The 14,742-nt window shown below is 66.0% G+C and carries 16 protein-coding genes; 15 read left to right on the top strand and 1 reads right to left on the bottom strand.

The features are described from left to right. Positions 1 to 6: 6 nt before the first annotated feature. On the bottom strand, positions 7 to 1,389 hold the full coding sequence (locus tag U9970_RS04240; protein ID WP_322765455.1) for a PhoH family protein: 1,383 nt from the start codon (positions 1,387 to 1,389) through the stop codon (positions 7 to 9). A 94-nt stretch (positions 1,390 to 1,483) separates the two neighbouring features. Between U9970_RS04240 and U9970_RS04235 the strand changes: the two genes are divergently transcribed. From U9970_RS04235 to fba, 15 genes are all read left to right on the top strand, one after another. Then, entirely contained in the window at positions 1,484 to 2,653 is a 1,170-nt protein-coding gene (locus U9970_RS04235) for a F420-0:Gamma-glutamyl ligase (protein ID WP_322765454.1), read from the top strand. Between the two features lie 75 nt (positions 2,654 to 2,728). Next, positions 2,729 to 3,817, top strand: coding sequence for a GNAT family N-acetyltransferase (locus U9970_RS04230; protein WP_322765453.1), 1,089 nt, complete (start codon positions 2,729 to 2,731; stop codon positions 3,815 to 3,817). Next, positions 3,814 to 4,305: a Holliday junction resolvase RuvX gene (ruvX, locus tag U9970_RS04225; protein WP_322765452.1), complete on the top strand. Its 492-nt coding sequence runs from the start codon at positions 3,814 to 3,816 to the stop codon at positions 4,303 to 4,305. The genes U9970_RS04230 and ruvX overlap by 4 nt, the downstream gene beginning before the upstream one ends. Positions 4,306 to 4,324: 19 nt before the next feature. Beyond that, positions 4,325 to 4,885, top strand: coding sequence for a DUF3727 domain-containing protein (locus U9970_RS04220; RefSeq protein ID WP_322765451.1), 561 nt, complete (start codon positions 4,325 to 4,327; stop codon positions 4,883 to 4,885). Continuing rightward, complete coding sequence (locus U9970_RS04215; protein WP_322765450.1) at positions 4,885 to 5,394, top strand: YqeG family HAD IIIA-type phosphatase; 510 nt, start codon at positions 4,885 to 4,887, stop codon at positions 5,392 to 5,394. The genes U9970_RS04220 and U9970_RS04215 overlap by 1 nt, the downstream gene beginning before the upstream one ends. Then, positions 5,394 to 6,482, top strand: coding sequence for a glutamate 5-kinase (proB, locus tag U9970_RS04210; RefSeq protein WP_322765449.1), 1,089 nt, complete (start codon positions 5,394 to 5,396; stop codon positions 6,480 to 6,482). Before U9970_RS04215 ends, proB begins: the two co-directional genes overlap by 1 nt. 38 nt (positions 6,483 to 6,520) lie before the next feature. Next, complete coding sequence (gene lpxD / locus U9970_RS04205; protein WP_322765448.1) at positions 6,521 to 7,573, top strand: UDP-3-O-(3-hydroxymyristoyl)glucosamine N-acyltransferase; 1,053 nt, start codon at positions 6,521 to 6,523, stop codon at positions 7,571 to 7,573. A 25-nt stretch (positions 7,574 to 7,598) separates the two neighbouring features. Further along, positions 7,599 to 8,681, top strand: a complete 1,083-nt coding sequence (leuB, locus tag U9970_RS04200) for a 3-isopropylmalate dehydrogenase (RefSeq protein WP_322765447.1) — start codon at positions 7,599 to 7,601, stop codon at positions 8,679 to 8,681. Positions 8,682 to 8,761: 80 nt separating this feature from the next. Then, positions 8,762 to 9,664 carry a phosphoribulokinase gene (locus tag U9970_RS04195; RefSeq protein ID WP_322765446.1) on the top strand — a complete coding sequence of 301 codons (903 nt, stop codon included), beginning with the start codon at positions 8,762 to 8,764 and terminating at the stop codon, positions 9,662 to 9,664. Positions 9,665 to 9,669: 5 nt separating this feature from the next. After that, positions 9,670 to 10,068 (top strand): hypothetical protein, encoded by a 399-nt coding sequence (locus U9970_RS04190; protein ID WP_322765445.1) that lies wholly within the window; start codon positions 9,670 to 9,672, stop codon positions 10,066 to 10,068. A 7-nt stretch (positions 10,069 to 10,075) separates the two neighbouring features. Beyond that, a complete protein-coding gene (locus U9970_RS04185) occupies positions 10,076 to 10,921 on the top strand; it encodes a prepilin peptidase (protein WP_322765444.1) in 846 nt (281 codons plus the stop codon). Positions 10,922 to 10,958: 37 nt separating this feature from the next. Further along, positions 10,959 to 11,834, top strand: coding sequence for an acetyl-CoA carboxylase, carboxyltransferase subunit beta (gene accD / locus U9970_RS04180; RefSeq protein WP_322765443.1), 876 nt, complete (start codon positions 10,959 to 10,961; stop codon positions 11,832 to 11,834). Further along, entirely contained in the window at positions 11,831 to 12,235 is a 405-nt protein-coding gene (locus U9970_RS04175; protein WP_322765442.1) for a hypothetical protein, read from the top strand. The genes accD and U9970_RS04175 overlap by 4 nt, the downstream gene beginning before the upstream one ends. Beyond that, the gene (locus tag U9970_RS04170; protein WP_322765441.1) at positions 12,232 to 13,329 is read left to right on the top strand and encodes a Gfo/Idh/MocA family protein; all 1,098 of its coding nucleotides are present in this window, start codon (positions 12,232 to 12,234) and stop codon (positions 13,327 to 13,329) included. Before U9970_RS04175 ends, U9970_RS04170 begins: the two co-directional genes overlap by 4 nt. Before the next feature lie 41 nt (positions 13,330 to 13,370). Beyond that, complete coding sequence (fba, locus tag U9970_RS04165; RefSeq protein ID WP_106501579.1) at positions 13,371 to 14,444, top strand: class II fructose-bisphosphate aldolase; 1,074 nt, start codon at positions 13,371 to 13,373, stop codon at positions 14,442 to 14,444. Positions 14,445 to 14,742 lie beyond the last annotated feature (298 nt).

Genomic DNA, 14,742 nt, shown 5'->3' with positions numbered 1-14,742 from the left:
GCCGCCCTAGAGCAAATTGGCGGCCAGCTCGGCCAGTTCACTGCGCTCACCCCGCAGCAGGGTCACGTGGCCGGCGAGCCGCTGGCCCTTGAAGCGCTCCACCAGCCAGGTGAGGCCATTGCTTTCGGCATCCACATAGGGATTGTCGATCTGGTATGGATCCCCGGTGAGCACAATTTTGGTGCCCTCGCCCACCCGAGTCACGATCGTCTTCACCTCATGGGGGGTGAGGTTCTGGGCCTCGTCCACCACCATGAATTGGCGCGGAATCGAACGACCGCGGATGTAGCTAATCGCCTCCACCTCGAGCAGGCCCATGCCCTTGAGGTCGGTCCAATTGCTGCGCGGCCCGCGGTGACTGCCACCAGCCCGCGCAGCACCCCGCCCCTCCTCCTCACTGCCGCCGAGCAGAAAGTCGAGGTTGTCGATGATTGGTTGCATCCAGGGACCCATTTTTTCATCCAGATCCCCAGGCAGAAAGCCGATCTCCTTGCCGAGGGAAATCACCGGGCGGGTCACCAGCAGACGCTCGTAGATCCGCTCATCGGCCACCTGGTGCAGCCCAGCGGCCAGGGCGAGCAGGGTTTTACCGGTGCCGGCCTTGCCCACCAGGGTTATCAGCTGGATGCTGGGATCCAGCAGCAGATCAAGGGCAAATGTCTGCTCCCGGTTGCGGGACTGGATGCGGCCGAGCTTGGCCTTGGGCGCCCGCTGCAGCGGTTGCAGGCTGGCGGTGGCGCCGTTGTAGCGAGCCAGCAGGGTGTGGGCCGGCTGGGCCCGATCGATCAGGGTCACGCCCTCGTTGGCCTGCAGCGGCGCCTCCAGCACCAGGCCCTCCACCGCCAATCCTGGCGGCAGCTTGACCCGATCCATCTGCTCCGCATCCACCCACACCTCACAGAAGCCGGGGTATAGGCCGCCGATGTCAACCCGATCGCTGGTGTAGTCCTGGGCGATCAAGCCCACCGCATCAGCCTTGATGCGCAGGTTGGTGTCCTTGGTAACGAGCACCACCGGCGGCTGGCCACCCAGCACCGACTGCAGGCGCTGCTCCTCTAGGGCCACCGCCAGGATGTTGTTGTCGCCGCTGCCGCCCTTGAGCTCCGGCGGCAGCTGGCTAAGGGTTTCGGCCCGGCAGAACACCACCTTGAGCGTGCCGCCCTGTTCACCATTGGGCACACCATCGGCCAAGTTGCCATGGGCACGCAGAGCGTCCAGCAGCCGCGATACCTGGCGGGCATTGCGTCCCTTTTCAGCTGGATCCCGCTTAAAGCGGTCGATCTCCTCGACCACCTCGATCGGGATCAAGATGTTGTTGTCTTCAAAGCGGGTCAGGGCTGCCGGATCGTGCAGCAGCACGTTGGTGTCGAGCACGAAGGTCTTGCGCATGCCGATCACCGATTCCGTGCTGGCGAGAAATTAAGACCACTAGGCCATTTACGCTCCGTCGATTCGTGCCTCGTCGCAATTGGCGCCTTCGCCCATGGCCTCATCGCTTGCCGCACTCTTTCTTCTGCTGGGCCTCACCCTGGTAGTGCTGGAGCTTCGCCATCGCCTGCGCCCCGCCTCGCCATTGCGGCTGCGCGCTGAAGACTTCCGCGTCGAAGCTGGCAGCGATGGCCTCAGCGTCTCCGGCATGGTGACGATCCACAACCCCCACCACCGCATGGAGGTGATGGTGCCGGAGATCGAGCTGAGGCCCACCTTGCTGGGTCGGGGCGACCTGGCGGACGTAAAAATGTCGAGCCGGATCGAGGCGCTGCATCCGGATGAGGAAGCCCGCCCGGATGGCTACTGGGCCGCCTACATAGTCAAGGGGCGCAAGAGCACCAGCGCCCGCATCCAGATCAGCCTGAGCGGCGCACCGGGCCAGTCCCTAAACCAGCTGCTCGACACCCTCTGGCTGGAAATTCTCTGGGTCAACTACGGCCCCTTCGGGCGCCTCCATCGCCGCGATGGCGTTTTGGTGCCACTTCAGCAACCCACGCCCATAGCGCCCCAATCGGCCCGCTGGCGGGAGGGCGATCGCTGCCGTGTGCTGCCGGTTGGCACCCACCTGCTCGGCGTGCTCGACGATCCCGAAACCGTGCTGCGCCGCTACGCCGGCGAGCTGATCCAGCCCGGCGATGTGCTCACCATCGGCGAAACCCCCCTGGCGGTGATGCAGGGTCGCTATCACCACCCGGCCACCGTTCAACCCAGCGCCCTGGCCAGGCTGCTCTGTCGTGGCTTCCACCCCACCAGCTCCCTGGCCACAGCCTGCGGCCTGCAGTCCTTGATCGATGTGGTCGGTCCCGCCCAGGTGCTGGGTGCCTGGCTAATTGGCCTGGCCCTGAAACTGGTGGGCAGCAAGGGCTGGTTTTATCGCCTTGCCGGTGACCAGGCCCGCCTGATCGACGACATCACCGGCACCACACCCCCCTACGACCAAACGATTGTGCTCGGGCCCCAACAGCCCACCGCCTTCTGCGCCGCCATGTCCCGCTCCTTGGGAGTGGCCGTGGCGGTGGTAGACGTCAACGATCTGGGCCGGGTGAAGGTGCTGGCCTCCAGCCCAGGCTGCGATGAAGCCCTGCTGGAGCGGGCCCTGCGTCCCAACCCAGCTGGTAATGCCAACGAGCGCACCCCCTTGGTGCTGGTGCGGCCCGCCTGAGCTCCAACCCAGCTAAGCCGCAGCCAACTCTGGCGCCGATACAGTTGGCTTACCCGGCTGACTGGTTACGCCCCCATGCTCGGGATCCTGCAGCCGCCCTCTGCCCTTCCGGCACCACCCGAGCCTTCGGGACCAGATAGCTGGCGGCTCGAAACCCTGGCTGGCTGGCACCTACCCCTACTCACCGATCCCGCCTTTCTGCCCCTGCAACCGGTGCTGCAGAGGGCTGTGTTGCTGGGCCTGCCCGAGCGGCTGATGCAGGCGCTACTGGCTAGGCCCTCGCTCGCTCCCCAAGTGCTGGTGGCTCTCAGCGGCCAGAAGCCGCTCGGGCTAATAGTTTGCCGCCGGCTCAACCGCAGCGGCACTTGCTGGCAGATGCAGCACCTGCGCCTAGCCCCGAGCGCCGCCCGCCATGAACTGGCCAGCACCTTGCTGCGAGCGGCAATCCAGCGGGCCCGGGGAGCGGCCAGCTGGATTGCTGCAGCCTCCAGCCTGGATGACACCCGCCTGGCGATGCTGCGAGAGCAGGGCTTTCAGCCCTTGCGCAGCGACCGGCTGTGGTGCTGGCCTGGCGCCCCTGCCGGCGGCAGCCCTATTTCAGCCAGCAGCCCCGCACCGGCAGAGCTTCAGCTCACACCCCTCAACCGCCGCAGCGCCGCCCTGCTTTGGCACCTGGAGCAGGCCGCCTGCCCGGCCCAATTGCGTCAGCTGCTCGATCGCCGCGTCGAAGATCTGCTCGACCAGAGCCACGGCCGCGGCTGGATGCTGGTGGATCCCAGCCGGGAGCAGGCGGTGGCAGCCGTGCGCTGGATCGGCGAGCACCCCGGCGGCGGGCACGATGTGGAGCTGAGTGTCCATCCCGGCTGGGAACACCTGGTGGGCAGCGCCACCGAGTTGCTGCTGCACCAGGCCCAAGCCGGCCTCGGCGCCGGCGAACCCCTCTGGCTGCGCTGTGACCTGCGCGACGAAGCTCGCCAGCGCTGGCTCGCTGACCTGGGAGCTCAGGAGCGGGGCGAGCGAGTGCTGATGGCGCGCAGCGTTTGGCGGCGTCAGGGGCTGCAAGCCCCAGCACGGGCCGCCCAGCGCATCGATGCCTTGCTGGAGCAGTGGCACCCCCGCCGCCGGCCCCTACCCACCCCAACCCCCCTGGCCCCGCCGTCGTGAGCCCAACCCGATCAAGAGGCGCCCCACAGCCCCGCTCAGCGCTAGCCCTCGACGTTGGGCGACGCCGCATCGGCCTGGCGGGCTGTGACCCCCTCGGCCTCACCGTTACCCCCCTGCGGGCCCTGGCCCGAGGCTCCTTCGCCAGCGACCTAGAGCACCTGAACTCCCTGGTGCAGCAGCGGCGGGTGCTGGCCCTGGTGGTGGGCCTGCCGCTTGATGCGGCTGGACAGCCCACCGCCCAGGCCCTGCACTGCCAGCGCTACGGCGAGCGCCTGGCTCGCCGGCTGCAGCTACCCCTGGCCTGGGTAAATGAGCACGCCAGCACCTGGGCCGCCGGCGAGCGCCACGGGCTTCACGGCGACCGCAGCGGTGCCCTCGACAGCGCCGCTGCGGCCCTGCTGCTCGAACAATGGCTTCAAGACGGCCCCGATCCGGTGCTCCCGGCGACCATCGAGCGCTGCCAGACGGCCGACGCTGCAGCATCCTGAAGAGATCCAATTCCAGCCCATGAGTTCCGAATCCCCGTCCCAGTCCAGCTCGGAGATCCCCGCCGATGTGCCCACCGTGCTCGTGCACGACAGCCGCGGCCGCCAGCTGCTCTGCTTCCTCGAGCAGCTGATCCCCCTCGACGGCCACGACTACGTGCTGCTCACCCCGGTCGACACCCCTGTCTGCCTGTTCCGCCTCGATGGCGACGAAGACCCAGAACTGATCGACACCATCGATGCCACCGAGCCGATCCTGTCGGTTGCCGATGTGGTGCTGCAGGAGCACGACCTCACGCTGGTGCGCTCTGCCGTCACCCTCACCGTCAGCGGCGAACTGGACGAGCCCGAACCCGATGAGCTCGATGACGACGAAGACGCCGATGACGACTCCGAGACCTACGAATTGCTGGTGAGCTTCCTCGTAGACGATCTGGAATATGGGTTGTACATCCCCCTAGATCCCTTCTTCGTGGTAGCCCGCATGAATGGCGACGGCGCCTTGCTGGTGGAAGGCGAGGAGTTTGAACGGGTACAACCCCGGATCGAGGCTGAATTGGAAGAGCGCGAGGGCGACGACTGATGCTGCGCCAGCTGCTGCGCCCTAACTGGCTGCGGGGGTGCACCCTGGCCGAGCTTCCCCTGCAGGAGCTGCTCGACCAACCGATCCGGGCCCTGGTGCTCGATGTCGATCGCACCTTGCTACCCCGCCGCCAGGCGGAGCTGCCCGCCAGCGCTTTGCGCTGGCTGCAGCAGGCGCGGCAGCAGGTGCCGATCCACCTATTCAGCAACAATCCCTCCCGCCAGCGGATCGGAGCGGTGGCGGCCCAGCTCGACCTGCCCTACACAGTTTCCGCCGGCAAACCACGCCGCAGCGCCCTGCGTCGGGTGCTAGCCCAGCTCAACCTGCCCCACCAGGAGGTCGCCCTGATCGGTGACCGCCTGTTTACGGATGTGATCGCCGGCAACCGGCTTGGCTTATTCACCGTGCTGGTGAAACCGATCGATCCCCAAGGCCACCCTTGCAAGCAGGATCGGCTCCAAAAACTGGAGCTGCGCCTGGCCAACTGGTTGGGCACCAGCCTGGGCTGATGACAACCCCATCCCACTCCATGCGCCGAGTGATCAAGGTGGGCACAAGCCTGCTGCGGGGTAGCGCCGAGCGCCCCACCGCAGCGGTGATCGCCGATCTTGCTGCCAGTCTCAGCCGACAACGGCGCCAGGGCGAGACCATCGCCCTGGTTACCAGTGGGGCCGTGGGGCTGGGCTGCGAAGCCCTTGGCCTGGGGCAGCGCCCCAGCGAAGTGGTGGCGCTCCAGGCCGCCGCCGCCGTGGGCCAGGGCCGGCTGATGGCCCTCTACCAAGACGCCTTCGCCGTTCGTGGTCTGGCGGTAGCTCAGGTACTGCTGACCCGCGGCGATCTGGCCTCCCGCCGCCGCTACCAGAACGCCTGCCGCACCCTCGAGCAGCTGCTGGACTGGGGAGTGGTGCCGGTGGTCAACGAAAACGACACCCTGGCCACCGACGAACTGCGCTTCGGCGACAACGACACCCTCTCCGCCCTGGTGGCGGTGGCGATCGGCGCCGATGAGCTGGTGCTGCTCACCGACGTGGACAGCCTTTATTCAGGCGACCCCCGCAGCGATGCCGAGGCCCGGCCGATCGAGGAGGTGGCCAGCCTGGCCGAGCTCGACAGCCTGCAATCGGTGGCCACCGGCGGAGGTCAGTGGGGCACTGGCGGCATGACCACCAAACTCACCGCAGCACGCATCGCCACCTCCAGCGGCATCCGGGTGCTCCTGGCTGACGGCCGCGACCCCGCCGTGCTCGATGCCCTGCTGGCCGGCGAGCGCGTCGGCACCCTGTTCCAACCCAGCCCCACCCCCCTTCCCGACCGCAAGGGCTGGCTGGCCCATGCGCTCCTGCCCAAGGGCAGCCTGCAGCTAGACGCCGGCGCCGAGAGGGCCCTAACCCAAAAGGGAGCCTCGCTGCTGGCCGTGGGAGTGCAAGCGGTGATAGGCGATTTCGAGCGCCGCGAGGCGGTGCGCCTGCTGGCCAGTGATGGGCGCGAGCTGGGCCGGGGTCTGGCCAGCCTTAGCAGCACGGAGCTACGAGAGCTGATGGGCAGCTCCGGCGTTGAGGTGGTGCACCGCGACCAGCTGGTGCTCACCAGCCGTTAAGGCCGGACCTACGATTCGGCCCGCTCCTCTTCCCTGGCATGCGCTTCAGCGAACTGCTCTGCCAGCTCAGCGAAGTTACGGATGCCAGCCCGCGGCATCTCGCTGAGGACCCGGAGCTAAACGGGGCGGCCGCCCTAGATCAGGCCCAGGCCGATCAGCTCACTTTTCTGGAACCCGGCAACGCCCTGGCTGCCGCCCTGGCCGGCAGCAGCGCCGGAGCCATCCTGCTGCCAGCGCGGGGCGATGAGGCCGCAGCCCTGCAGCAGCTGGCCCTGGAGCGGGGCCTGGCCTGGATCGCCCTGGCTGATCCGCGCCTGGCTTTTGCCGAGGCCCTCGCTGCGCTCCACCCCCGCCGCCAACCCGCCGCTGGCATCCACCCCAGTGCCGTGGTCGATCCAAGCGCCGTAGTCGGCATGGGATCCCACCTAGGCCCCCTGGTCGTGATCGGCGCCAACGTGCAGATCGGCGCCAGCTGCGTACTCCACCCCCAGGTGGTGCTCTACGAAGACGTGCAGATCGGTGACGACTGCGAGCTGCACGCCGGTGCCGTTCTGCACCCCGGCAGCCGCCTGGGCCGGGGCTGCGTCGTGCACTCCAATGCCGTGGTGGGCAGCGAGGGCTTCGGCTTCGTGCCCACCGCCAATGGCTGGCGCAAGATGCCCCAGACCGGCCAGGTAGTTCTTGAGGAGGGGGTTGAGGTGGGTTGCGGCAGCACCATCGACCGACCTTCAGTAGGTGAAACCCGCATCGGCGCCGGCACCAAGATCGACAACCTGGTGCATATCGGCCATGGCGTCAGCACCGGCAAGGGCTGCGCCCTGGCGGCCCAGGTGGGCATCGCCGGCGGGGCCCGCCTCGGCAATGGCGTGATTTTGGCGGGCCAGGTGGGTCTGGCAAACAAGGCGGTGATGGGCGACCGAGCCATCGCCAGCTCCAAATCCGGGGTGCATGGCGAGGTGGCCGCCGGCGAGGTGGTGAGCGGCTATCCGGCCATCTCCAACCGCCTCTGGCTGCGCAGCTCGGCCGTATTCAACAAGCTGCCAGAGCTCGTTAAAGCCCTGCGGCAGCTGGAGAAGCAGGCCAAGCCCTAGCCTCGCGCCCAGCACTTCAAGGCCCATGACGTCGAGCTACCGGATCACCCTGCTTCCCGGCGACGGCATCGGCCCGGAAATCATGGCGGTAGCCCGCCAGCTGCTCGATGCGGTCAGCAGCAGCCATGGCTTCAGCCTCGTCTACGACGTGCAGCCCATGGGCGGCGTTGCCATTGATGCCACCGGGGAACCCCTGCCCAACAGCACCCTCGAGGCCTGCAAGGCCGCCGATGCGGTGCTGCTCGCCGCCATCGGCTCGCCCCAATACGACAGCTTGCCCCGGGAGCAGCGCCCTGAATCGGGTCTGCTGGGGCTGAGATCAGCGCTGGGCCTGTTCGCCAACCTGCGGCCGGTGAAGATCATCCCAGCCCTGATCGACGCCTCCACCCTCAAACGGGAGGTGATCGAAGCGGTTGACCTGCTGGTGGTGCGTGAGCTTACCGGCGGCGTTTACTTCGGCACCCCTAAGGGGCGGGTGGAGGCTGAGGGCCGGGTGCGGGCCTTCAACACCATGGCCTACTTCGACGACGAGATCGACCGCATCGCCAAGGTAGCGTTCGAGTTAGCCGTGACCCGGAGCGGGCGGCTTTGCAGCGTGGACAAGGCCAACGTGCTGGATGTGAGCCAGCTCTGGCGCGACCAGGTCACCGCCATGGCAGCCGACTACCCGACGGTGGAGCTCAGCCATATGTACGTTGATAACGCCGCCATGCAGCTGGTGCGCAATCCCCGTCAGTTCGACGTGCTGCTGACCAGCAACCTCTTCGGCGACATCCTCAGCGACGAGGCCGCCATGCTCAGCGGCTCGATCGGCATGCTGCCCTCAGCCTCCCTGGGCTCCAGCGGGCCAGGCCTGTTTGAGCCGATCCACGGCTCCGCTCCCGACATCGCTGGCCAGGACAAGGCAAACCCTATGGCGATGGTGCTCAGCGCCGCCATGATGCTGCGGGTCGGCCTGCAGCAAGACGCCGCTGCCACCGCCCTAGAAACCGCCGTCGACCGGGTGCTGGCCGCTGGCTACCGCACCGGTGACCTGATGAGCGAGGGCTGCACCCAGCTGGGCTGCCAGGCCATGGGCGAGCAGCTGCTAGCGGCCTTGGAAGCCTGATCCTGCAACGGTTGCCCACGGGGATGGGGAATCGGTCCGGCGACCTGCCAAACTCACGATCGGTTTTTGGATCCTTGCGCATGTCGAAGCGGCACCCGGTTGTATCTGTCACCGGTTCCTCCGGCGCAGGCACCAGCACTGTCAAGCGCGCCTTCGAGCACATCTTCAAGCGCGAAGGAATCACACCTGCAGTGGTGGAAGGGGATAGCTACCACCGCTACGAGCGTGGCCCGATGAAAGAAGCCATGGCCACCGCCTTGGCCAATGGTGAAAACTTCTCCCACTTCGGCCCAGAAGCAAACCTGTTTGACAAGCTTGAGGAGCTGTTCAAGGCCTACGGCGAAACCGGCAGTGGCCAGAAGCGCTACTACCTGCACTCCGTTGAAGAGGCCGCCGAGCACAACGCCCGTCTCGGCACCAACCTGGATCCTGGCCAGTTCACTCCCTGGGAAGCCATCCCGACCGGCACCGACCTGCTCTTCTACGAAGGCCTGCACGGTGGGGTAAGGGGCGAGAGTTACGACGTAGCCGGCTTGGCCGATCTACTCGTGGGCGTGGTGCCGGTCGTGAACCTGGAGTGGATCCAGAAGATCGCTCGTGACAACAAGGAGCGCGGCTATTCGGCTGAGGCCACGGTGGACACGATCCTGCGCCGCATGCCGGATTACATCAACCACATCTGCCCCCAGTTCAGCCTCACGGATATCAACTTCCAGCGGGTTTCGACGGTGGACACCTCCAACCCCTTCATGATCCGGGAGATCCCCACGCCGGATGAATCCTTCGTGATCATCCACTTCCGCAAGGGGGCCCGCGAAAAGTGGGGTATCGACTTCGCCTACCTACTCGACATGATCCACGACTCGTTCATGTCGAGCCCCACCTCGATCGTGGTGAACGGCGGCAAAATGGGCTTCGCCATGGAGCTGATCCTTACGCCGATCATCCATCGCATGATCGAAGAGAAGAAGAAGCTGTCCTGATTGCAATGGCAACCCCTATTCTGGGGTTGCCATTCGTTTTGGTGAGGCCGATCTCCTTCGCCACACCCACGAAGAATCCTTCCCCGTCGTTTTTGATTCCGGGGGCTGCCAAAACCAAGGCCGCAGACTCCTTGCGTCTCGACCAGATCAACAGCAGCCTTGTGATTCAGGCAGCTCGCCGCATCTTGTTTCAGTCTTTGGAGCTAGGCAACACCGGCCACGAACCTTCCGGCGTCGTGTTCAATCGCAAGCAAATATTGCAGGGCAGGATTGTTTTCGACCAGCCGGTGCTGCTGCCAGATGAGCAATTTGTGCCAATTAATTTGATCCGGGGCCGCCTGGCACGGAGCGGTGCAGCCCGGCTGCGTCTACCCCGCAAACCATCCTCTCCCCCTCTCGCCTGAGGCCCGTTTGAGCGCCCTTGCTCCGCTGCTTGCCAGCTCCCCAGCCGTGCCCTTTGTGGTGGCGCTACTTGGGGCCTGCGTGGGCAGCTTTCTCAATGTGGTGGCCTGGCGCCTGCCGAGGGAGGAATCGGTCGTGCTGCCACCCAGCCACTGCCCCCGTTGCGGCAGCCGGCTGCGCTGGTTTGAAAATGTGCCCCTGCTGGGCTGGTTGCTGTTGCGGGGCCGCTGTGGCCACTGCGGTGCTCCGGTCTCCTGCCGCTACCCCCTGGTGGAGCTGCTTAGCGCCGGGCTCTGGGTAGCGGCCCTACTGGCCCAACCGAGCGCCATGGGCCCGAATCCCCAGCCCTGGCTGCTGGTAGCCGCAGGCTGGCTGCTGTTGAGCTGGCTGCTGCCGCTGGTGTTGATCGATATCGATCGCCTCTGGTTGCCCGAACCCCTGTGCCGAGTTGGCCTCTTATTAGGCCTAGCGGTGACCGCAGTGATCGGCTTCCAGCAGGGCTCCGAAACGGGCCGAGAGCTGCTGTTTCACCATCTAGTGGCCGCCGGGGTTGGCCTGGTTGGCTTTGAAACGGTCAGTGCCCTGGCCCACAAGGCAATCGGACGGCCAGCCCTAGGCCTTGGAGACGCCAAACTGGCTGCCCTGCTGGGGGCTTGGCTTGGTCTCACCGGGCTTGGCATCACCGTGATCCTGGCGGTTTTTGCCGGTGCGGTGCTGGGCAGCATCGGCCGGCTCAGCGGCCTGCTGGGCAAGCACCAGCCCTTTCCCTTTGGCCCCTTTCTTGCAGCTGGCGGAGCCGCCGTGTGGCTCCTCGGCAACGACCTATGGCTGGCCGTGCTGGGCCTGGTGTGGTGAAGCGCCTTAAATAGGCTGAGCTGTTGGTAAGGGCCGCATGTCGCTGTTCGACTGGTTTGCGGATCGCCAGAAAAATGCCCCAACCGTGCGGGTCACCCAGGAGCTGGAGGAGGGCGATGGTCTCTGGAGCAAGTGCCCGGAATGCAGTTTGGTGGTTTATCGCAAAGACCTGGTGGCTAACGCCAGCGTTTGCAAGGGATGTGGCCACCACAACCGCATCGACAGCCCCGAGCGCATCGCCCTGATCGCCGACCCGGGCAGCTTCGAGCCCATGGATACCGGCCTCTCACCCACCGACCCCCTCGCCTTCAAGGACCGCCGCAGCTACGCCGATCGCATCCGCGACAGCCAGCAGAGCACGGGCCTACTCGACGCCGTGGTTACCGGTATCTGCCGCACCAGTGGCCTACCCCTGGCCCTAGGGGTGATGGATTTCCGCTTCATGGGCGGCTCGATGGGTTCGGTGGTGGGCGAGAAGCTCACCCGCCTGATCGAAACCGCCACAGCCCGGCGCATACCGGTGCTGATTGTCTGCGCCTCCGGTGGTGCCCGCATGCAGGAGGGGATGCTGAGCTTGATGCAAATGGCCAAGATCTCCGGCGCCCTGGAGCGGCACCGCCAGGCAGAGCTGCTCTACCTGCCCCTGCTCACCTACCCCACCACAGGGGGTGTAACCGCCAGCTTCGCCATGTTGGGCGACTTAATCCTGGCCGAGCCCAAGGCCCTGATCGGCTTCGCCGGCCGCCGGGTGATCGAGCAGACCCTGCGCGAAAAGCTGCCCGAGGGCTTCCAAACCGCCGAATACCTGCGCGACCACGGCTTCGTTGACGCGATCGTGGATCGCACTGAATTCAAGGCAACCCTGGCCAGCCTGCTGACCATGCACGGCTGCCGTGAAACGGTGCCGGCATGAGCGGCCTGCGCCGGGCAGCCCGCTCCCTGCTGCTGCTGTTGCTGGTCGTGGGGATCGTGGCCGCCACGCCTGGAAGGGCCCTAGCTGGCCCGGTCGACTGGCATGAGGTGGCCAGCACCAGCGAGGGACGCCAGTGGTGGGATGGCGGCAGCCTGCGCACCAGCCGCGGCGGCAACATTTCGGTGCTGACACGCTTCCAAAAAACCGTCAGCGAGGAGCAACCCAGGCCCCTATCCGATCTCTACGTGATGGAAATTGACTGCGGCCAGGAGCTGTTCCGCGACACCTCGATCAACGGCCTGCCCCAGTTCAGAGCTGAATGGCAGCCGGCATCGGGAGACAACCTGATCAGCAGCGTGATCGGCGAAGTTTGTGCCACCGCAGCCGAGGGCCTCTCATGAGCGCTCCCCCGCTGAAGGTGGCCATTGCTGGCCTGGGCTTTGGCGAGGCCGTGCACCTACCCGCATTGCGCGCCTGCCCCGGCACCGAGCCGGTGGCCCTCTGGCACCCGCGCCCCGAGCGCCTGGAAGCCGCCTGCCGCAGCGCCGAACTGCCTGGCCACAGCGACTTCGATGGGCTGCTGGCCAATCCGGCCGTCGAGGCGATTGTGATCGCCACCCCGCCGGGGCCCCGTTTTGATCTAGCCAGGCGCGCCCTGGAAGCGGGCAAACACCTGCTGCTGGAGAAGCCCGTGGCCCTCAATGCCGAGCGGATTGAGAGCCTGCAACGGCTGGCCCTGCAGCGGGGGCTAACCGTGGCCGTCGACTTTGAATACCGGGCCGTTCCCCTGTTCCAGCAGCTCGCCGACCTGCTGGCCAGCGGCGTCCTCGGCGAATTGGTGCTGGTGAAATACGACTGGCTGATGGGCAGCCGGGCCGACGCCTCGCGCCCCTGGAGCTGGTATTCCCAGGCAGCCGAAGGTGGCGGGGTGCTGGGAGCGCTGGGCACCCATGCCTTTGACACGCTGCACTGGCTGGTGGGTCCAAGCCGCTCCCTTAAGTCCCAATTGAGCACGGCCATTACCCAGCGGCCCCTGGCCGATGGCAGTGGTCGCCTGGCCAAGGTGGATGCCGAAGACATCGCCTTGGTGCAGCTAGAGCTGGAAACACCGCTGGGGCAGACGGTGCCGGCCCAGCTCAACCTGGCCTCCGTGGCCCGCAGGGGCCGGGGCTGCTGGCTGGAGCTGTACGGCCGCGACGGCACCGCCGTGCTCGGCTCCGACAACCAGGCCGACTACGTGCATGGCTTTGGGCTGTGGCACTCCCAGGCGGGGGAGCCCTTGCGGCCGGTGGAGGCTGATGAGCGCTTGAGCTTTGCTCGCACCTGGGCCGATGGCCGGATTGCGCCGGTGCAGCGCATCCACAGCTGGTGGAGTGAGGCGGTGCGCGAGGGCCGGCCGATGCTGCCTGGCTTGGGGGAGGCAGTGCTGAGTCAGCGCTGCTGCGACTGGGCCCGTCTGGGAGCAGGCCAGGGCACCCCAAGGGGCATCACCTAGAGTCACCGCCAGTTCAACTCCCGCCCCCGAGAGGTTTTCCCATGGCGCTCGTTCCCCTTCGGCTGCTGCTCGACCATGCCGCTGAGAACGGCTATGGCATCCCTGCCTTCAACGTAAACAACCTGGAGCAGGTGCAGTCGATCATGGAGGCGGCCAGTGAGACCGACTCTCCGGTGATTCTGCAGGCCTCCCGCGGTGCCCGCCAGTACGCCGGTGAAAATTTCCTGCGCCACCTGATCCTGGCCGCAGTCGAAACCTATCCCGACATCCCGGTGGTGATGCACCAGGACCACGGCAACAGCCCTGCCACCTGTTTTGGTGCTGCCGCCAACGGTTTCACCTCGGTGATGATGGATGGCTCGCTGATGGCTGACGCCAAGAGCCCCGCCAGCTACGAGTACAACGTGGCTGTCACCAAAGAGGTGGTGGACGTGGCCCACGCCATCGGCGTGAGCGTGGAAGGCGAACTGGGCTGCCTGGGTTCCCTCGAAACCGGCATGGGTGAGGCCGAAGACGGCCACGGCTTTGAGGGCAAGCTCGACCACAGCCAGCTGCTCACCGATCCCGCCGAAGCAGCCGATTTCGTCGCCAAAACCAAAGTGGATGCCCTGGCGATCGCCATCGGCACCAGCCACGGCGCCTACAAGTTCACCCGCAAGCCCACCGGTGAAGTGCTGGCCATCAGCCGCATCGCTGAGATCCACAAAGCCATCCCCAACACCCACCTGGTGATGCACGGCTCCTCCTCGGTTCCCCAGGAGTGGCTGGACATGATCAACAAGTTTGGCGGCGCCATCCCCGAGACCTACGGCGTGCCCGTGGAAGAAATCCAGGAGGGCATCCGCAACGGCGTGCGCAAGGTGAACATCGACACCGATAACCGCCTGGCCTTTACCGCCGCTGTTCGGGAAGCGGCCTTCAAGGATCCCGCCAACTTCGATCCCCGCCACTTCAACAAGCCTGCCCGCCAGTACATGAAGCAGGTGTGCCTGGATCGCTATCAGCAGTTCTGGTGTGCCGGCAACGCCAGCAAGATCAAACAGCGCGACATCAACTACTACGCCGGCCTCTACGCCAAGGGCGCCCTCGACCCCAAGGCAGCTGTCGCAGCCTGATTATCCTGGCTACAGGACTGATCGAAACAGTTGACGTGATACCCAAAAGGGGGGCTCAAACCCCCCTTTTTTTATGGTGATGGTGCGATCAATATGCAAAGGCAATTGATCCTGATCCAGTGCATCACTCCAACTCAAGAGTTCCCAGTGTGTTCTGACGACGCTGTTGATCCTTGGCCCTATATGAGGACATGCAATCCCCAGTCGGGACCAGCAGACAGCTCACATATCCAGAAGCCTCGATCAGGGCTGCACGAATTGCCTTAGCAGCAGGCGTGCGGCTTGCCGTGGTGGAATT

This window comes from Cyanobium usitatum str. Tous, assembly GCF_963920485.1.
Lineage (GTDB): Bacteria > Cyanobacteriota > Cyanobacteriia > PCC-6307 > Cyanobiaceae > Cyanobium_A > Cyanobium_A usitatum_A.
Note: the sequence above shows the minus strand (reverse complement) of the source record. Positions and strands in the feature narration are given on the sequence as shown.